Below are 19,441 nucleotides of genomic sequence, written 5' to 3' on the forward strand. Positions count from 1 at the left end.
GGGATAGCCTTAACCTTTCACTGCGCCGACCATCAAGCCTTTGACAAAGAAGCGCTGAACAAACGGGTACAAAAAGACGATTGGGCCAATGGTAACAACGGTCAGCGCCATCTTCATCGATTCGGACGGAATCTGTGCCGAGATCCGCTGCATCGCTGCCGCATTGCTGGAACTTCGCAAAAACTCAACGTTCGAAACAAGTGTGCGCAACAGCAGTTGCAGCGGCTGAAGCTCCTGCTTGTCGACAAACATCAGCCCGAGGAACCAGTCATTCCAGTAGTTCAGGGAGACGAACAGCCCCACGGTTGCCAGTACAGGGAGTGCCAGCGGGCAGATCAGCCGGTAGAAAATAGTGAATTCCCCCGCCCCGTCCATCTTCGCCGATTCATGCAAATCCTCGGGAATCGAGAGCATGAAGTTGCGGATCAAAAACATATTGAAAGCATTGGCCAGCATCGGCAAAATCAACGCCCACAGCGTATCCTTCAAGTCCAGATAGCGCACACAAATGATATACCAGGGAACGAGTCCCCCGTTAAACAGCATCGTAATGATGACATAAACCGATAGAATATTCCGGTACTTGAACGAGCGTCTTGCCATCACATAGCCGCCCATCGCGGTGACGAACAGAGACAGCGCCGTTCCGACGACCGTTACAAAAATACTGATTCCATATGCATCCACAATCCGGTTGGAACCGAGGAATAAAATTTTATAGGAATCGAAGGTAACCGTTTTGGGAAACAGACTGTAGCCGTGCTGCACAATGTCCTGCTCTGTACTGAGCGACCCGGAGATCACCATAATAAATGGCAGAAGACAGGATACGCTGAATAGCGAAATGAGTACGATAATAATCCATTGAGACAACGAATTTTTTTTGCCAGGCATAGGCTTCCTCTCCCATCTGTAGGTCTAGTTTTAGAAAATGGCCGAATCCTTGTCGATTTTGCGTGCTGCATAGTTGCTTCCGATGACGAGTACGAACGCAATGATCGACTGAAGGAAACCGGCTGCGGAAGCCATGCCGATATCTCCTGATTTTCTCAAGCTCCGGTATACAAAGGTATCAATAACATCTGTTGTCGGGAATAGCAGCGACGCGTCTCCAACCATGGCGTAGAACATGCCGAAATCCGCATTCATAATCCGTCCGACCGCCAGCAGCGTCAGGATAATGATCGTAGGCCTGAGCATTGGAATACTGATGTAGCGGATTTGCTGCCAGCGGTTCGCTCCATCGATAGAAGCAGCTTCATAATAGGAGTTATCAATCGACGTAAGCGCTGCCAGGTAGATGATCGTGCCATACCCCGTCACCTTCCAGCGGATCGCAATGGTGAGTATGAGCGGCCACAGGCTTGCTTCGCTGTAAAAATCAATCGGACTCATGCCAAATGACTCCAGAATACGGTTGACAGCCCCACTCTCAAAATTCAGCAGATTGTAGGCGAACACGCCGACGACAATCCACGAGATGAAGAAAGGCAGGAATGTCAGCGACTGGGTGACCCGCTTGAAGTACTTGTTGCGGATTTCGTTAAGCATAAGTGCCAGGCCGACCTCGAAAATAAGTCCTACCACAATAAATACGGCGTTGAGCAAAATCGTATTTCGGACCGCCCGGAATGCCGAGTCGGAGGAAAATAAATAGTCGAAGTTGTCAAACAGCGGATTCATCCAGTCGCTTCCGAAGATCCCTTTGGAAAAATCAAAGTCCTTGAAAGCGATGACAAGACCGGCAAGCGGCAAATAGCTGAACAGGAATAAAAGCACCGCAACGGGCAGGAACATAAGCAGCAGCGTCCGATTTTGAAAAAGCTCCTTGAATACTCCGTTAGTTTTCATGTTCATGTCCCTTTCCATGAAGTTATACTCTAATTGTAAGGAGACATGATAAGACTTGCCATGAGCCAATCTTATCCTTTGCAGTTTAGTTTTATCCTGCTTTCGAACGCTGTGCCCGGTCTATTAACCCCATTTTATTACAATTATTCACCCTCGATAGACGCTGCAGCGTTATCCTGAAGGATCGGATGCCTGATTAAAATTTTCGTGCCGCGGCCCGGCTCCGTCTCAATTTTCAACTTATACGCTTCACCAAAATATAACTTCAGCCGGTCGTTCACATTGCGCAGCCCCACACCCGTACGTGCAGTCAGGCTCTCCGCCAGCTCTTCTTTCCGCTCCAGCCGGTCAAGCGTCTCCTGAGGGATACCATTGCCGTTATCATAAATTTCTGTAATCATATCACCGCCCGCATCTTTTCTCACAGAGATAATGATCTTTCCCTTTTCAAAATTGTCCCTTACACTATGCTGAATCGCATTCTCTACGAGCGGCTGAAGCAGCAAACGCAAGAACGGCAAATCCAGAAGACTGTCATCACAGGCGTACATAATCCGAACCTGCTCGCCCATACGGGCCTGCTCGATCAGCACATAGGCCTTCACCTGCTCCAGCTCGCGGCGGAGCGTCGTTATTTCCCGTCCCGAATTAAGACTTAGACGAAGCAAATTGCCAAGTGCGGACACCATCTCGCTAATATCACTGCGTCCATGATTTTCCGCCTTCCAGCGGATCGATTCCAATGTATTGTACAAGAAATGTGGATTAATCTGGTGGCTGAGCACCTGAAACTCCAACTCCTTCTTCTTGCGCTCCGAACGTGATGCCTCCTCTACCAAGCCTTCAATCCGCTGAACGAGATTCCCCACACCGCGGTACAGCCAACCCACCTCATCCTGGCGGGACGACCAGGGCAGCAGCTTGTGGAGATTATCCGATTCCAGCCTTCGCATTAGTCTGACGAGATGGGCAATCGGCTGTGTGAAGTTGGCCGTAATATAAATCACGACGCCAATGCAACAGATCAGATAGACGATCAGAAAAATGACCAGGACCCGGTTAATTTCATCGATCGTTCCAGTCAGTTCATGGAGGGGCGTCAGGCTGACGATTGACCACAACTTGCTTTCCATCTGCAGCTTGACATAAGTTGCCAAATACGTGTAGCCCTCCACAGTAATGGACTGGGATCCCTCATGTCCTTCACGTATAAAGCTTACAAACTCAGAAGAGGGAAACGGCTTACCTGTCCATTCATTACCGGAAGAATCATAACTGATATCGCCATCCTGGTTAAGCAGCAGCAGCTTTTGGCCCTTAAGCTGATCAGTAGGTGAAAAATACCGGTTCAGATGATCCTCGGACAAGTCGGCAGCTATAATCCCCCTCGGGTTGCGGTCGTATAGCCCTGTGAACCGCTTCGCAAAGGTAAGCAGCGGCTTGTCATACCGGCTCTGCTCCGGCATCGCCAAATACCAGGTCGGGCTTACCGTCATCTTGGAATTGCGGAACCATTCCTGATTTGCAAGTTCAGCCGACTCGCCAATCGTCATCATATAAGATGGATACTGCTCCGGATTTAACGGATAGACCCGGACCCTGAAGGCATCAATGGATGGTGTCCTCTGGTAAAGAAGCGTTAGCAGGTTCACCGCAAACCGTTCCTCTTCAGCCTGAGGGCCGGAAGTATTCACCATCAGATCCTGCAACTGCTTGTTGCCAATCAGGTCATTCAACTGGTCATTAAGCTTGTTCAAATAGTTTTCGAAATTCTTTCTGGCCTGAAGCAGATAGTTTAACGACATTTTCGAGTTGGTCTCTGAAATGCCCTCGATAGATTTAATATGAGCATAGTAGGCGAACATCAGGAAAGGTACGATAATGATCAGTAAAAAAATAAAAATCACTCTGTTGCGAAGTGAAGAGAACAGTTGAAAGGTATATGTTTTCATCATGAATCCCGCCTTTAGCAAGCGTAACGTCTGCCGCTGTGAACAAAATAAAATCCCATTCAGTCACACGTTCGTCCGGTTAGGTTGCAAATTTCCCACTATGGATAGAGACAGGAGGCTGCCCGCGGCGATAAGCTCGATCACCAGCAGGCTGCCTCCCTTGTAAATCCTGAACCTATAAGCTTGCATTATTCATCGGATAGACCTCTTTGTCTGCGAAACTCCTTAGGTGTACATCCGACCTGTTTTTTGAACAGTTTGGAGAAGTGGACAGGGTCCTTGTAACCGACCTGATAGGATACCTGATATACTTTGTATTTGATATCGGAGAGCATTTCCTTGGCCCTTTCAATCCTTACTTCGGTCAAATATTCCAGAAATGTCTTGCGCTTCTCCTTCTTGAACAGCTTGCTCAGCCATACCGGAGTGACATGCACTGCCGAAGCTACGCTTTGCAGTGTCAAATTATCGGCGTAATCAGAACGAATGATTTTTTCTGCTTCACTGACGATCTGGCTCGGGGAAGCTGACAACTCCCGGAAATCAGCCGCCAGATTGAGCAAAAATTTCTCTGTCTGCTCCCGCAGTGACTGCAGCGTATCATATTGCTCCAGCAGCTCCCACATCGCGATCGGGTTGCTCAAGGCATTATATCTTGGCGCCCCCGCTGCGGAAGCAAGGCGGAAGATTTCAAACAGCCATTCGAATATCCGCTGCTGAATATCACGAAGATGGGTAAGTTGCCACGACTGTACGAGATCGACAAAACCGTTCATAGCCGATCTAATTTCCTCATCTGTACCGTACTTGATAAAATCAATCACTTCGGCGGGGTCTTCAGGCAGACCGTTGTCATATTCCTCGCTGCCCGGCAACAAACCATGGGTGAGAACACGGTTGCCGCCAAATACGGCTTTATGGGCCAGCAGCTCTGTCGCCTCCTGGAACATCTCATGCAAGTGCTCGATCGTTCCTGTCGTCGCGCTCAGCCCTGCGCTTGCATTTACTTTGACAAAATCATTAATCCGCTGCAGGCACAGGCTGGCAATTCCGCGCGCAAGGGCTGACTGCTCCCGGGGATTGCTGCGCAACAGTATAATCCAGCGGCTTGCACTATCCATACAGATCGTGAACGGGTAAGGATATTCTTCCTCCAGCGTCTGATTGACGACATTGCCAATTCCGAAGATCACCAGTTCCTTTTCGTTGATGCGCCGGTTTCCAATTGCCTTCAAATCATCCGCCTCTATTGCAATCAACGTCATATAATCATGGGTCATCCAATTCAGATTCAGTGTATTGATCCGGTGCTGTATCCGCATAATACGGGAAGCGTCATAACTGCGCTCCAGCAGCTCCCGCAGCAGTTCCTCGCGCATCTTGGGGATGGCAAAGCGGATTTGGCTGAGCATCTGCTCATTGTTCTGGTTCATTCTTTTTTTATGAATAATCTCCACAGTTTTGCGTACGATTTCAGACAGCTCGTCAAGGTTAATCGGCTTTAAAATATAATCCAGCACGCCCATCTGCATGGCCTGCTTTACCAGCCCAAAGTCATCATATCCGCTGACAACAACAGCCTCCGGCTTGTAGTCTTCAGCTGACTGCAAATAACGGAGAAATTCAAGTCCGGACTTCTTCTTCATTTTGATATCCGTCAATATCATATCGGGACGTCTGTCCATTGCTATTGACAAGGCCGTATCGCCATCGTCAGCGACAAGCACCTCGTTAAATCCGAAATTTTCCCAAGGAAAGCGATTACATAATCCGTTACGAATTTCAAATTCGTCGTCTACGATTAAAGCACTCAGCATCTGATCACCTTCCATATTAAGGTTATTCGAGCAATATTCTGGCTCCCTTTAATCTAATATTACATGAACCTCTTTCGGAATACACGGGTGCAATCAAAAATTTATGAGGGAATTTATAAACTGGATTTCTTTAAAGCCTAAAGCTGACGTTTCAAGCCGTATAGATTCAAGCTATTCCACCCATAATATTGTCATTCGTGTTGACTGGACAACCAGATCATATGTATTGACCGGGACAATCGGTCTTGTCTAACAGATAGAACAAGTTCCGGTGTGGCAGCAGCAGTGAGCTCCTTTAAACTGCCTGATCAGGCAAATATCATGCAATGAAGCTGTTCATACGATGGAAAGGTGGGACAAAAGCTTGCAAGCCAAAAAAAAGTGGGATTTAGCAGCAATCGCATCGATTCCTGTAATTATGACGTTAGCCAATTCCATGCTGATTCCGGTGCTCCCCTTGATGGAGAAAAAACTTCACATCAGTTCCGCCCAAGGAAGCTTGATTATTACCGTCTATGCTGCGGTAGCGATTATTTTCATCCCGATTGCCGGCTATTTATCCGACTGTTTTGGTCGGAAAAAAATCATCATTCCCAGCCTGATCATTGCTGCAGCAGGAGGCGTGGTGTCCGGTCTTGGTGCCTGGTTGTTCCAGGGGTTAGCTGCCTATTGGATTATTTTGGCCGGCCGGTTCATTCAGGGAATTGGTGCCGCTGGCGCCTTTCCGATTGTGCTGCCGCTCATTGGCGATATGTTCAAAAATGAAGAGGATGTCAGCAGCAGCCTTGGCATCGTGGAGACCTCCAATACGATGGGCAAAGTACTCAGTCCGATTATTGGCTCAGCCCTCGCAATGGTGCTATGGTATTTCCCTTTTCTAATTATCCCGTTCGTCTGTCTAATCTCCATTGTTGCGGTTGCATGGCTAGTCAAAGCTCCAAAATCGAATTCGGACAACAACCCAATGGCATTCCGTGAATTCATTGCCGGGGTCAAAAAGCTGCTAAAAGAGGAAGGACGCTGGCTGTATGCGATTTTTGCCATTGGCGGCATCGCCATGTTTGTGCTGTTCGGCTTTTTATTTTACCTCTCCAATATTCTGGAGGACCGTCATCAGATTAAAAGCATCTGGAAAGGGCTGCTCCTGTCCATACCTCTTGTCGCTGTATGCCTGTCATCGTTCATAGGAGGGAAATTCGTCGGCAAAAACAAGCAGCGCATGAAATGGGTGACGGTAGCGGGTATCGTCATTCAATTCGCGGCGCTGCTGGTCATTGCGATATGGAATCCGGCACATAAAATAAGTCTGCTGCTGCTGTTATCCGGTGCAGGAATGGGAATCGGACTCTCCCTTCCCTGCCTCGATGCCCTGATTACAGAAGGTATTGAAAAAGAGCAGCGCGGCACCATTACATCGCTGTACAGCAGCATGAGATTTATCGGTGTTGCAAGCGGCCCTCTCATCGCCGCACTGATTATGAACCATGCTCCCGCCCTGTTCTATACTTTCACTGCGGTGTCTGCTGCTGCCGGGCTGACCGCCCTGCTGGCAATCAAGCCCGGAGCGTCCAAGGAAAAGCCTGTTTAGTCAAGGAGACCAAGCCATTTCCAATAGGGAACAGACATACCGTAACGAGCAGGACGGCCAGGCCATACGCAAGTGCGGTGAGCTGTCCCTGCCGGTGAGTGAAGGCCTTCCCCCCTGAGCTGTAGTAAGCCGTCAAATAGGTTGGCGACTGATAGGTGAAAAAGAACGGGTCCGTCGACAGCAAGATAACAAATACAAGCACCCAGGGGTGAATGCCTAGCTCAGACCCGATAGGGAGCAACGCAGTCAACAGCAGGATTACCGCCGGGTCATCCCGGATGACAAGCGTCACAATAAACGAAATCAAAACAACTGCTGTCAGGAACAGCACCGGTGAAGCGGCAACCCACCCGATATACTCTTTCAAGAACCCCGACATTGCAGTTGCAATGCCAAGCTGGTCAACAGCTGCGGAGAAGCTGAAGGCAACGCCCAGGAACAGCAGGAACGTCCAGTCAATTCCTGAGGTTAATGTACGCTGGTCCAGCACTCCGCTAATAATCAGCAAGGCAAATCCCCCTAACATGATCCAGGTACTGTCCACACCATGCACCGGCTGCAGGATCATCAGTCCAATGCAGCCAATGACGGCGGCGAGCGTCATCCCCTCCACTCTGGACAACGGACCAAGCAGCCTAAGCTGCTCATCCAGCACCTCCGGCGAGATCGGCCGGGGGGCTGTCGTACGTCCAAACATTCGCAGAAGCACCGCAATCATGACTGCCGAGAAAATGACGAATCCGGGCAGCGCATACAGGAACCACTCCAGCCAGGAAACGGGCTCACTTTTGCTTACCAGACCGTATGCCATAACATTCGTGTAAGAGCCTGTAAGCACAAAGGGGGCGGTAAAACCGTAAAAAATCATGGCCGCCAGCCCAAAGCCCGCCGCACCCTTGCTGCCGTCTGCCAATCCCATGGATTCCGACAGCGTTCTGCCAATGGGGACACCGAGCGATACTTTGGCTGAAGAGGACGGGATCATCGGATTCATGATCATTCCCCCGGCAATAATTCCCCACATCTGACCCCGGTAACCTGGCGGGAATCGCTTCAGCGCGTTCAGTGACAGCCGGTAGAGGATGCCGGATTTCGTAATCGCGGCGCTCAGTGCCATGATGAAAATCATGAACAGCCAGGTCGTTGAGCCGAAGCCCGACAAGGCTGCCTCCGTCGTCACCAGCCCTCCGGTAATCCACAGCATGACCATTCCCAATCCGACCAGGTAATCAGGCACAACATTGATAATCCACAAAATGACAGCGGCAATAGCAATCCCTATGAATCGCATCGCCTCATGGGACAAACCGCCAACCGGCTCCAAATAAGCAAACAGTATTATGGATGCCAATGCGAACAGGACTGCAAACAGCACTGTCAGCCGGTTGCGCTTGAGCAGACGGCCCGCGCTTCCGGCCAGCAGTTCGGAACGCTGCCGATTCAGCTTCAGTCTGGACAGATTGTAACCAGACTCTCCCCGGATGGCAGCTGACTCCGTCCCCGGCTCCACTTCCGCAAGTTGAAAATAGCGGCGCGCAAGCTGCTTGCGGCCTGCATGCAAGGCCAGCTCCGCCCCCAGTCCGTACAAAACTATCCGTTCCATCCGTGTGAGGTTCTGCGCCTTCTTCTCCAGCACCTCTTCAAGTACAGCAAGACCATTATCTGGCGCATACTGCCGGCTCCAGTTCAAGAACACCTCGAGGCTTCGGAAGCTTGCTGCAAGCACATTAACAGGGCAAGCTTGCAACAGCCGGAGCAGCTCCTGCTGCCGAGAAGCTGGAATCTCTTGGCTGTACAGCTCCAGATCTCCCAGCAATGTCTCCCAATTCTCCTGCTCCCCATGAAGCAGAATCTTGTCCGTCCAGAGCGATAAAGATTTACATTCTTGTATGGCTGCTTCAAGCCATTCGCTCATCACCCTATGACCATAGGTTAGCTTGCAAAGTTCCTTCATCAGTTGACGGCTGCCATCCCTGATTCGAAGCTGTGATTCCCCTTCACCATCAATAGCAAGCCATTCCAGCAGCTGCGGGTGCTCTATCAGCCCGGCTTTCACCTCCACCCCGCAGGCTCGCTCAGCCAATGCAACTGGTGCGCTGCCCATTATTGAACACCACATGACAAGCTTGCGCGCAGACTCAGGAAGCTGCCCTAATCTCTCCTGCTGCCGTCTCACCTCGGACTCCTTGGCAGACTGCAGCCGGCTATTGGTAGCAACAAGCCGCTGCGACAACTGCCGGATAAAGTACGAGGAGACCGCAGGATGCTCGGCTACAAGCTGATCCAGTATGAGCTGGTCGATACTGAATAATACCGACGGCTGGGCTGCGATTGCTGTGGCTGACCGCGCCTCCCCGGTCAGCAAAGCTATCTCGCCAAGCACATCTCCCGGTCCAAGAACGGTGAGCAGCTGTCGCTCGCCACCCTCCGCTGCCGAGAACAATTCAATTTTCCCGGATTCAATGAGATACATCCGATCTCCGGCATCGCCCTGCTCAAATAGCATTTCTCCAGGCGATACGCTCTCCTTATTCAACTTTCCCAGAAGCTTGGCGAGCTCCAGGTTGGAAAGCTGGCTGAACATCCCCATCCCTTGCAATGACACCTGCAATCCCCCTGCATGTCTAAATTCTATCTATGTAAAAGCGCCCAATCAGGTACGTACTGGTTTAAACCACATGTATCCGTCTGTTCCGGACAACAAATGCGGGCCAGCTTTAGTTCCTTTGTGTTTCGATTCGCCGTTCTTCTATTTTCAGGCAAACCCGCCAGGATGACAAGAGATTTATTTGCTGGCATTCACTGCGACGATTGCGCTTTTTCAAGCTTTAATAAGACAGAAAAATCATAGACTGATATGCATGTCAAGAATAAATTCTAAAAAAAGATTGACAGTTTACAAGCCCGATGATAATATTTTCCTTCCCAATACAGATATGGAGGATTTATAACGTGATTACAGTCAATGGCCTTCATAAGGCCTTCCGTGTTGCCAAGCGCTCATCCGGGCTTGGACAAGCGGTCAAAGCATTATTTCACCGGGAGTATAAAGTTGTCGAGGCTCTCAAGGATATCTCCTTTTCCATCGAGCCGGGAGAAATTGTAGGCTACATCGGTCCGAACGGAGCAGGGAAATCAACGACGATCAAAGTCATGAGCGGTATCCTCGTGCCGGATAGCGGCACATGCAGCATTATGGGATATACACCCTGGGAGCAGCGCGTCTCTTACGTCAAGCATATCGGCGTTGTATTCGGTCAGCGCTCCCAGCTGTGGTGGGATGTTCCCGTTATCGATTCATTCGAGCTGCTGCGCGATATTTACAACGTGTCCGAACAGGAATACCGCAGCAATCTGAGCTTGCTGACGGAGACCCTTGAACTTCAGGAACTGCTCGGCATACCGGTCCGGCAGCTCAGCCTCGGCCAGCGAATGCGCTGCGAAATCGCTGCATCCCTGCTGCATAGTCCAAGTGTGCTCTTTCTCGATGAGCCTACGATTGGACTGGATGCCGTGTCCAAAATCGCTGTACGCCGCTTTATACAGACGATTAATGCGGAGAGAGGGGTTACCGTCATCCTGACCACCCATGATATGAGCGACATCGAGGCACTAGCTTCGCGTATCATTCTGATCGGCAAGGGACGGCTGCTGCATGACGGCAGTCTTCAAGGATTGCGCAGCCAATTCGGCACGCGGAAGACCATTACTGCCGACTATCGCACCTGCCACCGTCCGCTTGTAATTCCCGGTGCTTCGATGCTGTCCTGGTCACCTGAACGCGCACAGTTCAGCATTGATACAGGAGAGACGGTCGTCTCCGAGGTGCTCGCTGTTCTGTCCAGCCAGGTCGAACTCGTCGACGTCACCATTGATGCGCAGCCAATCGATGATATGATTGTCCAGCTCTACAAGGAGTATCAATTATCATGAGGATGTACTGGTCTGTCTTCAAACTGCGCCTTTACAACGGGATGCAATATCGTTCTGCCGCCCTTGCCGGGGTCGTCACACAATTTTTTTGGGGCTTTATTACGATTATGGTATTTGAGGCCTTCTACAGCCAGGCGCTGTCACAGCCGCCCATGTCCCTGCCGGAGCTTACCTCTTACATATGGCTGAAGCAGGCATTTCTGGTACTTGTCATGCTCTGGATTCGTGATAATGAACTGTCAGAATTGATCACAAGCGGCAATATTGCCTATGAGCTGTGCAGGCCAAGCGGCCTTTATAACTTCTGGTACGCCAAGCTGCTGGCGCAGCGTTTGTCCGGTGCCTTGCTCCGATGCTCACCGATTCTGATCGTCTCATTCTTCTTGCCTTACCCTTATCGTCTTACACTGCCATCTGGCAGCATCGCTTTCCTGTTGTTCATCCTTTCGCTCCTGCTTGGCTTGCTGCTGGTTACCGCCATATCCATGCTGATTTACATTTCCGTATTTGCCACTTTATCCCCGTCAGGATCATTTCTGATGTTCGCCGTCCTGGGGGAATTTTTGTCCGGTATGATTGTCCCTATCCCTCTGCTGCCCGAATGGCTTCAAAATATCATTTATACGCTGCCCTTCCACTTCACTGCGGACTTTCCGTTCCGCATCTACTCCGGACATATTCCCGCTCATGAAGCAATGACCGGCATTGTGATGCAAGTTGTCTGGCTGGGTGTTCTTTTAGCCCTTGGCAAGTGGCTGATGAGCAGGGCGCTGCGTAACGTTGTTGTACAAGGAGGGTAGCAAAAGCATGAAACTTTATTGGAAATATATCTTGATTTTATTTAGATCCCAGATGCAATACCGGGCATCATTCTGGCTGCTGACCCTCGGACAATGCCTGACTCCGCTGTCCGTTTTTGCAGGATTGTATTTTCTGTTTGAGCGGTTCGGACAAATTAGCGGCTGGAGCTTCGCCGAAGTTGCACTCTGCTTTGCGGTCATCCACATGGCCTTTGCAATTAGCGAATGCTTCGGGCGTGGATTCGACCTGTTTTCCAGCCTGGTTGTAAGCGGTGACTTTGACCGTGTGCTAGTCCGTCCGCGCGGCACTATTCTTCAAGTGCTGGGCTCCAAGTTTGAATTCACCCGTGCCGGTCGGCTCCTCCAGAGCCTGCTCGTGCTGGTATTCGCTATCAGCAGGCTAAGCGTAGAATGGACGCTGTTAAAAGGTCTTACGCTATTTCTGACGATTGGCTGCGGCGTATTTATTTTTACCGGCATTTTCATGCTGGTCGCCACATTATGCTTCTGGACAATTCAGGGACTTGAGGTCGCGAATATATTGACTGACGGGGGAAGGGAAATGGCGCAGTACCCGCTATCTATTTATCACAAATGGGTTGCACGTTTTTTCACCTTCGTCATTCCGTTCGGATGCATCAACTACCTGCCTCTGATGTACATTCTGGATAAGACAGAAGGCAACGGCATCCTCTATATGCTTGCTCCGGTTGCCGGGATCGTCTTTATCCTTCCCTGCCTGCTCGTCTGGAACATCGGCGTGCGGCACTACCGGTCGACAGGGTCCTAATGCAATTCCGGAAGGCATGGTGAGCTGTTTTGGTCAAATAGCTGCATATCGTTTGGCATAGCCATGTTAAAAAACGTCCGGCAGCAGTGTGCCGGACGTTGGATTTTGTAATGTGAATTGATTGACCAGGAGTATGAGCGACGGCTATCAGCATTCAATAGTTTTTGCACGACAGTGCTCTATCATTTTCATTAAAAATTCCTTTTCCTGCTCAAACCATCGGCTAACTTTCAATTGCAAGAGTTGCAACTGGCCAGGCTGTTCACTAAAAATGATCTTTAAGTACAGATTTTTCAGAATGAGCAGCTCCTGCTTCAAATGGCGAAATCCCTCGCTGTACGAAGCGTTTTTGTCCAGATATCCCTTCTTCTCCAACTGCTGTATTGCAAGCTGCATAACCTCTTTATGGTCGCAAATAATCGGGAACGCCACCCAATCAAACCTTTCCCCACTCCCAAGCCGGGCTAACTCCAGTTTCAGACGGGCAGCAACAGCGTCCAGGCCGAAGGAGAGATGGCGGTTAAAGTTATGGAATCCGAGCATCGTATTTTGTGAGTTTACATAGTCGTCAATAAACGTTATAACACGCTCATAATCCAGGATATAGTCTTCTTTGTGCGCATATTTAAATAGACGGTTCCCCTTAAACCAATAATCATGGCCGTAATAGCTCGTCCAACTGCTGCGAAATTCCTCAAAGGATATCTTCAAGAATTCAAATCGGTTACCATTAAAAAATTCACCAATATGGAAGGTCTCGCTCTCCTCGCAATAACCATAAATAAATACGGGATGCGGACGAGGCCAACTGGCATTTACTGCTTTAATTCGGGAGGTGTCCAGCAAAACAAAAAGGTAGTAGTCCTGATCGATAGCGTGAATGACGAATTGTACAGGGTCCTGGAATACATGATCAACAAGTTCATGATCCATGATCTGGTAATGTAAAACCGGGCAATTTAAAGGTGGTTCCAGGGCAAAAAAATCAATGCCGCCAACATCGACAACCGAAAGCTGCAAATAGTTGCCCAGCAGCCAGTTGATGCCTTGCTCCTCTTTCATAACGACAGAGAGGATAGAAGCGTGCGTCATATACGAGGTAATTGGGGGGTAAACAACTTCCAGCACCTTTTTCACAGGCAATCCTCATTTCAACATCGCCCTTGCAGGAAATGGGTTTTCCTACTATATTACCTATTGTTTAATAGGAAGACTATGAGAGAAATTTAAATTATACAGGCGAAAATTAGCCGATATCAGGAATTGCTGCAACAACCCAATCGTAAATGTCTGTGCCGTCTTTTGACAAACAAAAGCCTCGTTTCACGTAAAAATATAAGGCAGTTATAAAGAGATAAATTATAAATGCTTATATTAAAAAAAGCTCCTCACGGGAGCTTTTCTGTTTGGGATAGATAATGGCTAGATTGCGCTTGCTTGCTGATCCTGAGACTTGCTTGTAATCAGGCGCACGATTTCTTCAAATTCGGCAACGGATACATCAAGACGGGTACGAAGCTCATCGTTCAGGACAGCAGCGCCCTGCTCATCGCGGGTAACCTGGGAATCAACAGCGAACACACCTGTCAGTAAATGCCTTGCCCCGAGAGAGGATAAAACAGGCTTCAGTGCATAATCAATGCTCAGAAAATGGGCGATGGTGCCCCCTATAAACAAAGGCAGCACAGGCTTTCCAGTCAGCCCCTTTTGCGGGAGAAGATCGAGCAGCGCTTTCAGCAACCCGGTGTAAGATGCTTTATAGACCGGGCTTGCTACAATAACAGCATCTGCAGTGGAAATTTCCTGTACAGCCTGCTGAATAGCAGGACTGTCAAACCGGGCAAACAGCAGGTCCTCTGCAGGCAGGTCTGTAGCATGAACGGAAGTAACCTCAAAGCCCTTTTGCTCAAGAGCCTGAATTGCATAATCCACAATGCCGAATAATCTGGAGTTTCTGGAAGGACTTCCGGTAATGACAACAACCTTGGCCATCAGCATTCACTCTCCTTGTATATGATAATTGTAATTGATATGCAGTACCTAATGTCTATTTTACCGATTTAATCGGATTATCGCCATTGCGCCGATTCTCCGCAGAAGCAGGAGGATCAAACCGCTTGCGCTCTGTACGGTCGATTTGTACAATTCTTCCGTCATGGACGGTGATCAGTACCGAGCCGTACTCCAGTCCATTTAATTGATCGGATATTCTGTCGTTCCAAAATTGATCAATGTGCAAAGGCTTTGGCATGATAATCTCTCCTCTTATTCTTCAAATTTAATCAATGCGGTGAATAAGCGGCGGAATCCTCAAGATGCAAACCGGATGATGCCGTTTCCCACGCAAATTTTACCCTCTAGATCACCCATCCGTTCCAATCTCTCTTCTTTCTCTCCAGTTCCAGCAGCCAATTGACTGTGCTGTTCAGCAATACCGTTAAGCTGGATTGTGATGAAAAGGTATGGTCGCCTTGCAAAATAACCTCTTTGTCGCATTGCCCGTCATAACGGGTCCAAAACAACTTCTGATATAAAAACGTATAATCGACCGGAATCACATCATCGGAAGTCCCATGAACGAGCAGCACATCACCGTTGAAATCCTTCAAATCACGCAGCGGCTGATATTTGGTCAACGATTCAAAGAATACGGGACGCAGATTATAGCCGAGATAGTCTGCACTTCCTTGAGTCATCGCTTTGTCATGGACATCCCGGCCCGTAATTTTCACAATGTCCGTATATGGATGCGCAACCGGTGCCCACAGCACCAGTGTCTTCACCCGCTTGTCGCTGGCCGCTGTCAGCAGGGCCGATGCCCCGCCCAGGCTATGACCGAGCAGAATTACCCGCTCCGGGTCTACGCAGTCCATATCCAGTGCATAATCGAGAATATAGCGGGTCTGTTCAATGAATGATTCGAGCCCTGTCTCCCCGTATTCTCCATCACTCTCACCGCAGCCGGCATAGTCAAAACGCAACACCATGTACCCGTTTTTGCTGAACTCGCGAGCTGATTTGACGAAAAGCCGATCCGTACCGATTCGGCTGCCTACGAAGCCATGGCATATAATGATAATGGGATAACGCTCCCTGGAATTAAAATTCTCATTCGTCTCCGGATAGTGCAGCGTTGCTGCCAAATTCCATTGTCCACTCTTAATTGTAATTGTTCTCTCCATGCAGCAACGCCGCCTCCTGTTTGAAGTATTGTGATCATTTTTGCTGAGCGAATCCTGGATTTATCTGGCCATTCGACCTTCCGATCGCTTGCAGCTGATTCAACAATGCTTTGATATTATCTATATTAACACTTTTCCTACCGAATTACTATGATTTTATTTTTTCCGCTTTCCACTCAATAATGGACTTGGCCACCAGCGTAAGAACTGCCAGCAACAGCAGTAAAGATGCTACTGCGAATGAAGCTGAAAACTGATATTCATTATACAAAATTTCCACATGGAGCGGAAGTGTGTTCGTCTGTCCTCTAATATGACCAGAGACGACCGATACAGCACCGAACTCGCCCATGGCGCGGGCATTACATAGAATAATGCCATATAACAAGCCCCATTTGATATTCGGCAGTGTAACTCTCCAAAAGATTTGCCAGCCTCTGGCTCCAAGGCTTGCCGCTGCCTCCTCTTCCTGGGTCCCCTGTGCCTGCATTAGCGGGATGATCTCCCTCGCTACGAACGGGAAGGTCACAAAAATCGTTGCCAGCACAATGCCCGGAAGCGCAAAGATAATCTGAATGCCCCGTTCATCCAGCCAAGGTCCAAAGAAGCCCTGGGCGCCAAACAGCAGCACGAAGATCAGACCGGCAATAACCGGAGAGATCGCAAACGGCAAATCAATCAGGGTAATCAGAATGTTTTTGCCGCGAAACCGGAACTTGGTTATCGCCCAGGCTGCCGCAACGCCAAACAGCGTGTTCAGCGGTACCGCAATTACAGCCGTAAGTAACGTCAGCTTTAGGGCGGATAGGGCATATGGCTCGGTAACCGAAGCCACATACACGTCGACGCCCTTCTTGAATGCTTCCATAAAGATAGTAACCAGCGGCAATACGACTACCAAAGCCAAAAACAATAACGCAATCGTGATCAGTATGATTCGCACCAGTCCGGATTCATTAATATGCTGGGGACGCTGCGCTGCTGTGTGATCCAGATGGGCGGTAACTGCTCCTGCCATTGTCTCGCCCCCTATCCTGCAATCGTGCGGCGGCCGGACCACCACTGCAGCATATTAATAATCAACAGCATAATAAACGCTATGACCAGCATGACGAGAGCAATTGCCGTTGCTCCCATATAGTCATATTGTTCAAGTTTGGTCATGATCAATAGCGGTGCAATCTCTGTCTTGAGCGGCATATTGCCGGAGATGAAGACGACCGATCCGAATTCGCCAAGCCCTCTGGCAAACGCCATGGCAAAACCCGTCAGCAGCGGCGGAATCAGATCCGGCAGAATCACCCTGGTGAATGTCCGCAACCGGTAGGCACCGAGCATGACAGCCGCTTCTTCCGTATCCTTCTCCAAATCCTGAAGCACAGGCTGGACAGTCCGCACCACAAAAGGCAGCCCGATAAAGACCAGCGCGATGGTAATGCCAAGCGGTGTGAAAGCAATTTTGATGCCAAGCGGCTGCAGGAGACTCCCCACCCATCCGTTCGGCGCGTAGATTGCCGTCAGCGCAATGCCTGCTACTGCTGTCGGCAAGGCAAATGGCAGATCGATCAGGCTGTCAACGAGCTTTTTCCCCGGAAACCGGTACCTGACAAGTACCCAGGCGACCAGAAGCCCGAACACGACATTAATAAGAGCCGCTGCAAAAGCAGTCAGGAAGCTTACCCTGTAGGAGGCGAGCACCCGTGGATTGGTGATCGTCTCCCAAAATTGCGGCAGTGTCATGCCTGAAGTCTTAATAAATACAGCGGATAACGGAATAATGACGATAAGGCATAAGTAAAAGATCGTAAAACCCATTGAAATTCCGAAGCCCGGCAGCACACTTTTGGCTTTGGCTTTTGGTTTGGAACCTTTCATGTGAAGTCAGTCCCCCTATTACCGGCCGCCACGCTAGGAGCCCGGAGTATAAATTTGGTCAAATGTGCCGCCATCATTAAAGTGCTTCTCCTGCGCAGCCTTCCAGCCCTGGAAGTCCTTATCGATTTGAAGCAGTTCTACTTCCTTGAACTGATCCTTATATTTCTCCGCTACAGCAGGCAGGATCGGACGATAAAAGTTTTTACCTGCAATGTCCTGGCCTTCCTCACTGTACAAGTATTGCAGATAGGCTTCGGCAACTTCTCTGGTTCCCCGCTCATCCACAATTTTATCAACGACAGCTACCGGAGGCTCGGCAAGAATGCTGATCGACGGCGTTACAATTTCAAATTCATCATCTCCAAATTCCTTGAGCGACAAAAGCGCTTCATTTTCCCAGGCAAGCAGGACATCCCCGAGTTTCCGTTCGACGAAGGTAGTCGTTGCGCCGCGGGCACCGGAATCCAAAACCGGAACATGTTTGAACAGCTCCTTGACAAATTCCTTGGCTTTCTCTTCGTCATTGCTGTTCTGCTTCAGTGCGTATCCCCAAGCAGCCAAATAGTTCCAGCGGGCTCCTCCGGAGGTCTTCGGATTTGGTGTAATCACCTCTACGCCATCTTTGATCAGATCATTCCAGTCCTTAATGCCCTTCGGATTGCCCTTGCGGACAAGGAATACGATGGTTGATGTATAAGGCGAACTGTTATGTTCAAATTGCTTTTGCCATTGATCATCGAGCAGTCCCGGCCCAACCAGGGCGTCGATATCGTAGCCAAGCGCCAATGTGACGACATCGGCCTTCAGTCCGTCAATGACTGAACGTCCCTGTTTGCCTGAGCCGCCATGTGACTGTTCAATGGTGACGTCCTGTCCGGTCTCTGCCTTCCAGTGCGCAGCAAAAGCCTTGTTATATTGGTCATAGAGTTCACGTGTAGGGTCATAAGAGACGTTAAGCAATTTGACGGGCTTTTTGGCCTCTTTCTCTGGAGTTGCCTTCTCTTGCTGTGAGGTGCCTTCGGATGTGCCGGTGGTGCCTCCTCCACTGTTGCCTGAACCCGATCCACAGCCGGTAAGAGCCAGTGTAAATGCCAGAGCAACTGTGAGAATGCGGGAAGAAAACATAAGCTTTTGTTTCATTTAAAAATCCCCCTCCATTTTTGAACCAAGAACAGGATCGTCCGCGATTTACTCCAGTTGCTCTGGTCGTAAACTTAAATAATCCCTACCTGTTTAGTTGGTTATGGATGGATAATATCAGGAGACGGGTTAAGTGTCAATACATTTTTAAGATTTATGTTATTCTTCTGTGATAATGTCATCCCATAACTGTTCTGAGATAATGTCACTATGGGACAGGAGACAATTACGTTGACAAAAGCCGAACTGAAGAAGGTACACGTAGTGGAGAAGATTCTTGAGGGACATATGACGAATGCGGAAGGAGCGGCAGCCTTGGGGATGACGCAGCGCCAGGTCATCCGGTTGAAGAAAAACTACCAGACAGGAGGCGCACAAAAACTTGCCCATGGAAACCGGGGTCGGAAACCGAGCCATGCGCTGGCGGATGAAATCAAGGAACGGGTGGTGACCTTGTACAAGGAGAAATACCATGGAAGCAACAACTGTCATTTTGCAGAGCTTTTGGCCGAG

General features: G+C 49.4%; 17 protein-coding genes. 5 read left to right on the forward strand and 12 right to left on the reverse strand.

Annotated elements, in window-relative coordinates; all coding sequences use genetic code 11:
• Positions 1-9: 9 nt before the first annotated feature.
• From H583_RS0112575 to H583_RS0112595, 4 genes are all read right to left on the reverse strand, one after another.
• On the reverse strand, positions 10-894 hold the full coding sequence (locus H583_RS0112575; protein WP_028560784.1) for a carbohydrate ABC transporter permease: 885 nt from the start codon (positions 892-894) through the stop codon (positions 10-12).
• 30 nt (positions 895-924) lie between these two features.
• On the reverse strand, positions 925-1,851 hold the full coding sequence (locus tag H583_RS0112580) for an ABC transporter permease (RefSeq protein ID WP_028560785.1): 927 nt from the start codon (positions 1,849-1,851) through the stop codon (positions 925-927).
• Positions 1,852-1,994: 143 nt separating this feature from the next.
• Complete coding sequence (locus tag H583_RS0112585; protein ID WP_036709451.1) at positions 1,995-3,806, reverse strand: cache domain-containing sensor histidine kinase; 1,812 nt, start codon at positions 3,804-3,806, stop codon at positions 1,995-1,997.
• 185 nt (positions 3,807-3,991) lie between these two features.
• On the reverse strand, positions 3,992-5,620 hold the full coding sequence (locus tag H583_RS0112595; protein WP_028560787.1) for a response regulator: 1,629 nt from the start codon (positions 5,618-5,620) through the stop codon (positions 3,992-3,994).
• A 364-nt stretch (positions 5,621-5,984) separates the two neighbouring features.
• Here H583_RS0112595 and H583_RS0112600 point away from each other — a divergent pair, with 364 nt between their 5' ends.
• Positions 5,985-7,208, forward strand: a complete 1,224-nt coding sequence (locus tag H583_RS0112600) for an MFS transporter (RefSeq protein WP_028560788.1) — start codon at positions 5,985-5,987, stop codon at positions 7,206-7,208.
• Here the strand turns inward: H583_RS0112600 and H583_RS0112605 are convergent.
• Positions 7,174-9,813, reverse strand: a complete 2,640-nt coding sequence (locus H583_RS0112605; protein ID WP_028560789.1) for an SLC13 family permease — start codon at positions 9,811-9,813, stop codon at positions 7,174-7,176. The genes H583_RS0112600 and H583_RS0112605 overlap by 35 nt on opposite strands.
• A gap of 347 nt (positions 9,814-10,160) precedes the next feature.
• On the opposite strand from H583_RS0112605, the gene H583_RS0112610 reads away from it, so the two are divergent.
• From H583_RS0112610 to H583_RS0112620, 3 genes are read left to right on the forward strand one after another with little or no spacing between them, the layout of a single operon-like run.
• Positions 10,161-11,141: an ABC transporter ATP-binding protein gene (locus H583_RS0112610; protein ID WP_028560790.1), complete on the forward strand. Its 981-nt coding sequence runs from the start codon at positions 10,161-10,163 to the stop codon at positions 11,139-11,141.
• Positions 11,138-11,941, forward strand: coding sequence for an ABC transporter permease (locus H583_RS0112615; protein ID WP_028560791.1), 804 nt, complete (start codon positions 11,138-11,140; stop codon positions 11,939-11,941). Before H583_RS0112610 ends, H583_RS0112615 begins: the two co-directional genes overlap by 4 nt.
• 7 nt (positions 11,942-11,948) lie before the next feature.
• Entirely contained in the window at positions 11,949-12,731 is a 783-nt protein-coding gene (locus H583_RS0112620; RefSeq protein WP_028560792.1) for an ABC transporter permease, read from the forward strand.
• 147 nt (positions 12,732-12,878) lie between these two features.
• Here the strand turns inward: H583_RS0112620 and H583_RS0112625 are convergent, their stop codons facing one another.
• From H583_RS0112625 to H583_RS0112655, 7 genes are all read right to left on the reverse strand, one after another.
• Positions 12,879-13,868 carry a hypothetical protein gene (locus tag H583_RS0112625; RefSeq protein ID WP_028560793.1) on the reverse strand — a complete coding sequence of 330 codons (990 nt, stop codon included), beginning with the start codon at positions 13,866-13,868 and terminating at the stop codon, positions 12,879-12,881.
• Between the two features lie 285 nt (positions 13,869-14,153).
• Entirely contained in the window at positions 14,154-14,723 is a 570-nt protein-coding gene (gene ssuE, locus H583_RS0112630) for an NADPH-dependent FMN reductase (protein ID WP_028560794.1), read from the reverse strand.
• 55 nt (positions 14,724-14,778) lie between these two features.
• On the reverse strand, positions 14,779-14,982 hold the full coding sequence (locus H583_RS0112635) for a YezD family protein (RefSeq protein WP_028560795.1): 204 nt from the start codon (positions 14,980-14,982) through the stop codon (positions 14,779-14,781).
• Positions 14,983-15,088: 106 nt separating this feature from the next.
• On the reverse strand, positions 15,089-15,913 hold the full coding sequence (locus H583_RS0112640; protein WP_028560796.1) for an alpha/beta hydrolase: 825 nt from the start codon (positions 15,911-15,913) through the stop codon (positions 15,089-15,091).
• Positions 15,914-16,061: 148 nt separating this feature from the next.
• Complete coding sequence (cysW, locus tag H583_RS0112645) at positions 16,062-16,931, reverse strand: sulfate ABC transporter permease subunit CysW (RefSeq protein WP_028560797.1); 870 nt, start codon at positions 16,929-16,931, stop codon at positions 16,062-16,064.
• Between the two features lie 11 nt (positions 16,932-16,942).
• Entirely contained in the window at positions 16,943-17,788 is an 846-nt protein-coding gene (gene cysT, locus H583_RS0112650; RefSeq protein ID WP_028560798.1) for a sulfate ABC transporter permease subunit CysT, read from the reverse strand.
• A gap of 33 nt (positions 17,789-17,821) precedes the next feature.
• Positions 17,822-18,928, reverse strand: a complete 1,107-nt coding sequence (locus H583_RS0112655; RefSeq protein WP_028560799.1) for a sulfate ABC transporter substrate-binding protein — start codon at positions 18,926-18,928, stop codon at positions 17,822-17,824.
• Between the two features lie 231 nt (positions 18,929-19,159).
• Between H583_RS0112655 and H583_RS0112660 the strand changes: the two genes are divergently transcribed.
• Positions 19,160-19,441 (forward strand): helix-turn-helix domain-containing protein (locus tag H583_RS0112660; protein ID WP_028560800.1); only part of this gene is annotated, 282 nt, incomplete at its 3' end.

This window comes from Paenibacillus pinihumi DSM 23905 = JCM 16419, from assembly GCF_000422505.1.
GTDB classification, from domain to species: Bacteria; Bacillota; Bacilli; order Paenibacillales; family Paenibacillaceae; genus Paenibacillus_D; species Paenibacillus_D pinihumi.

Coding starts and splice junctions, on each gene's coding strand:
- H583_RS0112640 (WP_028560796.1), bottom strand. CDS start 15,913: ATGGAGAGAACAATTACAATTAAGAGTGGACAATGGAATTTGGCAGCA.
- cysT (WP_028560798.1), bottom strand. CDS start 17,788: ATGAAAGGTTCCAAACCAAAAGCCAAAGCCAAAAGTGTGCTGCCGGGC.
- H583_RS0112585 (WP_036709451.1), bottom strand. CDS start 3,806: ATGATGAAAACATATACCTTTCAACTGTTCTCTTCACTTCGCAACAGA.
- H583_RS0112595 (WP_028560787.1), bottom strand. CDS start 5,620: ATGCTGAGTGCTTTAATCGTAGACGACGAATTTGAAATTCGTAACGGA.
- H583_RS0112635 (WP_028560795.1), bottom strand. CDS start 14,982: ATGCCAAAGCCTTTGCACATTGATCAATTTTGGAACGACAGAATATCC.
- H583_RS0112575 (WP_028560784.1), bottom strand. CDS start 894: ATGCCTGGCAAAAAAAATTCGTTGTCTCAATGGATTATTATCGTACTC.
- H583_RS0112620 (WP_028560792.1), top strand. CDS start 11,949: ATGAAACTTTATTGGAAATATATCTTGATTTTATTTAGATCCCAGATG.
- H583_RS0112580 (WP_028560785.1), bottom strand. CDS start 1,851: ATGAAAACTAACGGAGTATTCAAGGAGCTTTTTCAAAATCGGACGCTG.
- ssuE (WP_028560794.1), bottom strand. CDS start 14,723: ATGGCCAAGGTTGTTGTCATTACCGGAAGTCCTTCCAGAAACTCCAGA.
- H583_RS0112655 (WP_028560799.1), bottom strand. CDS start 18,928: ATGAAACAAAAGCTTATGTTTTCTTCCCGCATTCTCACAGTTGCTCTG.
- H583_RS0112615 (WP_028560791.1), top strand. CDS start 11,138: ATGAGGATGTACTGGTCTGTCTTCAAACTGCGCCTTTACAACGGGATG.
- cysW (WP_028560797.1), bottom strand. CDS start 16,931: ATGGCAGGAGCAGTTACCGCCCATCTGGATCACACAGCAGCGCAGCGT.